Genomic DNA, 2,493 nt, shown 5'->3' with positions numbered 1-2,493 from the left:
TTAATCTACGGAAACAACATCATCTCTGGTGCAGTAGTACCTTCCTCCAACGCCATCGGCTTGCACTTCTACCCAATTTGGGAAGCAGCATCTTTAGATGAGTGGTTGTACAACGGTGGCCCTTACCAATTGGTAGTATTCCACTTCTTGATTGGCGTATTCTGCTACTTGGGTCGTGAATGGGAACTATCCTACCGCTTAGGTATGCGTCCTTGGATTGCGATCGCATATTCTGCTCCAGTAGCAGCAGCAACCGCAGTATTCTTGGTATACCCCATCGGACAAGGATCATTCTCTGATGGTATGCCTTTGGGTATAAGCGGAACCTTCAACTTCATGATCGTGTTCCAAGCAGAACACAACATCTTGATGCACCCCTTCCACCAATTAGGTGTTGCCGGTGTATTCGGCGGAAGCTTGTTCTCTGCAATGCACGGAAGTCTAGTTACATCTTCACTAGTTCGTGAAACAACCGAAACCGAGTCACAAAACTACGGTTACAAATTCGGTCAAGAAGAAGAAACCTACAACATTGTTGCAGCCCACGGCTACTTCGGTCGTCTAATCTTCCAATACGCTTCTTTCAACAACAGCCGTTCACTGCACTTCTTTCTCGCAGCATGGCCTGTAATCGGAATCTGGTTTACCGCCTTGGGTGTAAGCACAATGGCGTTCAACTTGAACGGTTTCAACTTTAACCAATCAATCATTGATTCAAGCGGTCGCGTTATCAGCACTTGGGCTGATGTAATCAACCGGGCTAACTTGGGTATAGAAGTAATGCACGAGCGTAACGCTCACAACTTTCCCTTAGATTTGGCGGCTTTAGATGTTGCTCCTGTCGCAATAAGCGCTCCTGCTATCAACGGTTAATTCTGAAGTTTAGCTAAATAATAAAGCGCTCTCCCAAATTGGGAGGGCGCTTTTTAGTGTCAACAACAATATTACTAACAATGAAATAGTGATGATAACGCTTTTAAATCATCACCGCTCATGTCATGGCATAGGATGAAAAAGAAGATCAGGTAAAAAATAATTAAAAATCGCCCAGGTAGAGAAGGCAACTGATACAGAAACAACGGCAAGAACAGGAGCAAGGGAAAGGTACTTAACGAAATAGTCTTTTTGGTCGTTTGGTTTTTGCATATTGCACTCTCTAAAGAATTAAAGAATTAAGTTGAACTAGCGCGGCTAAACGATAATTTATTTGTATGTAGTATACTTGCCACAAAAACAGCTTTGTTAGCGTTGCGTTTGGGAACTCCTAGATAGAATTCCAAGTTCAAGTTATTCTTTCAATCTCAATAATAATCAGTGAGATTTCACTATACCTCTAACCAAAGACTGGATAAATATTAAATTAATCAGTAATATGAAATACAAAAAATATTTGTTGTTACTTCGATAACTTTTAGTACATAAATATACTATAAATAATTCATACACGCAAATAACGTATTTCTCCTCGCCGAAAAGTTAAATTACTTCCTGGCATTTATGCCATCTCCAGCAAGGCTGTCCCAGGCAGCAATTTCAGCTTGATATTCTGGATCTTGAGCATCCTGCTTGAGGGCTGCAATCATTTCTGCTGCCAAAATTTGGCGGCGGTGTTCTGCCAGCAGTGTATTAATGTATGCACTACGATTTCCCTGTGCATACTGATCTATAAATAACAGAATGTCTTCTTCTAAGGTAGTTGTGACTTTGAGCATCTATAATTAATTTTTAGTATTACTATTTAGTATGATTTTATCATCATACTAAAATTTGCTAAACCTATGCGCCTAACCTATATAGATAGGCAAATTACAGTAAAGCTAGACACATAGTGCCTTGCAGTCAGACATCGCTTTAATCTATTTTTTTAGCTATAGAGATTAAGCGGACAAATATTTTTGGCAATCAATATCAATCTTCTGTCCGCAATAACCAAAAGCCGCTATAAGTCATCCCGGAATCATCAGGTTGAACTAACAAAAAATGCAATCCTCGGCAATGCTTTTTTCGTTGTTCAAATGTTTGGGCTGCTGTTGTAACTTCTGGATCTTCAAAAGTGGCAACAATCCATCTATCCACCAAGCCAGCTTCTAATATTAAGCCGTCTGGTGCGCCAGATATATAATTCAAGCCTACGGGACGGGCTTGCTGCAACCACCGCGCTAGCCGCATCGATTGCCGTCCACCATAAATTACCACACCAGGGACGGGTACTGTTGACGCTAAACCCAAATTGATGGGTTTAAGATGTTCTGCGATGTGCAAAATGGGAATGGGGCGATCGCTAAATATCGTTTCCACATCACTAGCAGGTAAACTTGCAAAACGCCATTGTTCGCCCCAGAGGTTTTCTGGTAATGGTGCTGGGGGTGGTTTATCTAGCGTTGAGGGATATTGCTTTTCTTGTAACCACTGCTTCAACGCCAAAGTATGGCGGGTAGGTTCGACATTTATACTTAAATTGCGTCCCGCCGCCTCAATTAAACTTAGTGACTG

4 protein-coding genes are annotated in these 2,493 nt (G+C 41.6%); 1 reads left to right on the top strand and 3 read right to left on the bottom strand.

Translation table 11 applies throughout. The features are described 5' to 3' along the window. Window positions 1–873 (top strand): photosystem II q(b) protein (gene psbA / locus VE944_RS11130; protein WP_324976615.1); only part of this gene is annotated, 873 nt, incomplete at its 5' end. A 123-nt stretch (window positions 874–996) separates the two neighbouring features. Here psbA and VE944_RS11125 read toward each other — a convergent pair. The 3 genes from VE944_RS11125 to VE944_RS11115 form a co-directional block, all read right to left on the bottom strand. Further along, window positions 997–1,146, bottom strand: a complete 150-nt coding sequence (locus VE944_RS11125; protein ID WP_229555988.1) for a PsaJ protein — start codon at window positions 1,144–1,146, stop codon at window positions 997–999. A 335-nt stretch (window positions 1,147–1,481) separates the two neighbouring features. Continuing rightward, a complete protein-coding gene (gene mazE / locus VE944_RS11120; protein ID WP_324976610.1) occupies window positions 1,482–1,712 on the bottom strand; it encodes a type II toxin-antitoxin system MazE family antitoxin in 231 nt (76 codons plus the stop codon). Window positions 1,713–1,908: 196 nt separating this feature from the next. Then, window positions 1,909–2,493, bottom strand: a 585-nt coding sequence (locus VE944_RS11115) for a Tab2 family RNA-binding protein (protein WP_324976607.1), incomplete at its 5' end; no start/stop codon positions are given.

It is taken from the genome of Nostoc sp. (genome assembly GCF_035638895.1).
GTDB lineage: Bacteria > Cyanobacteriota > Cyanobacteriia > Cyanobacteriales > Nostocaceae > Nostoc.
This window is presented reverse-complemented; position numbering and strand designations above follow the sequence as displayed.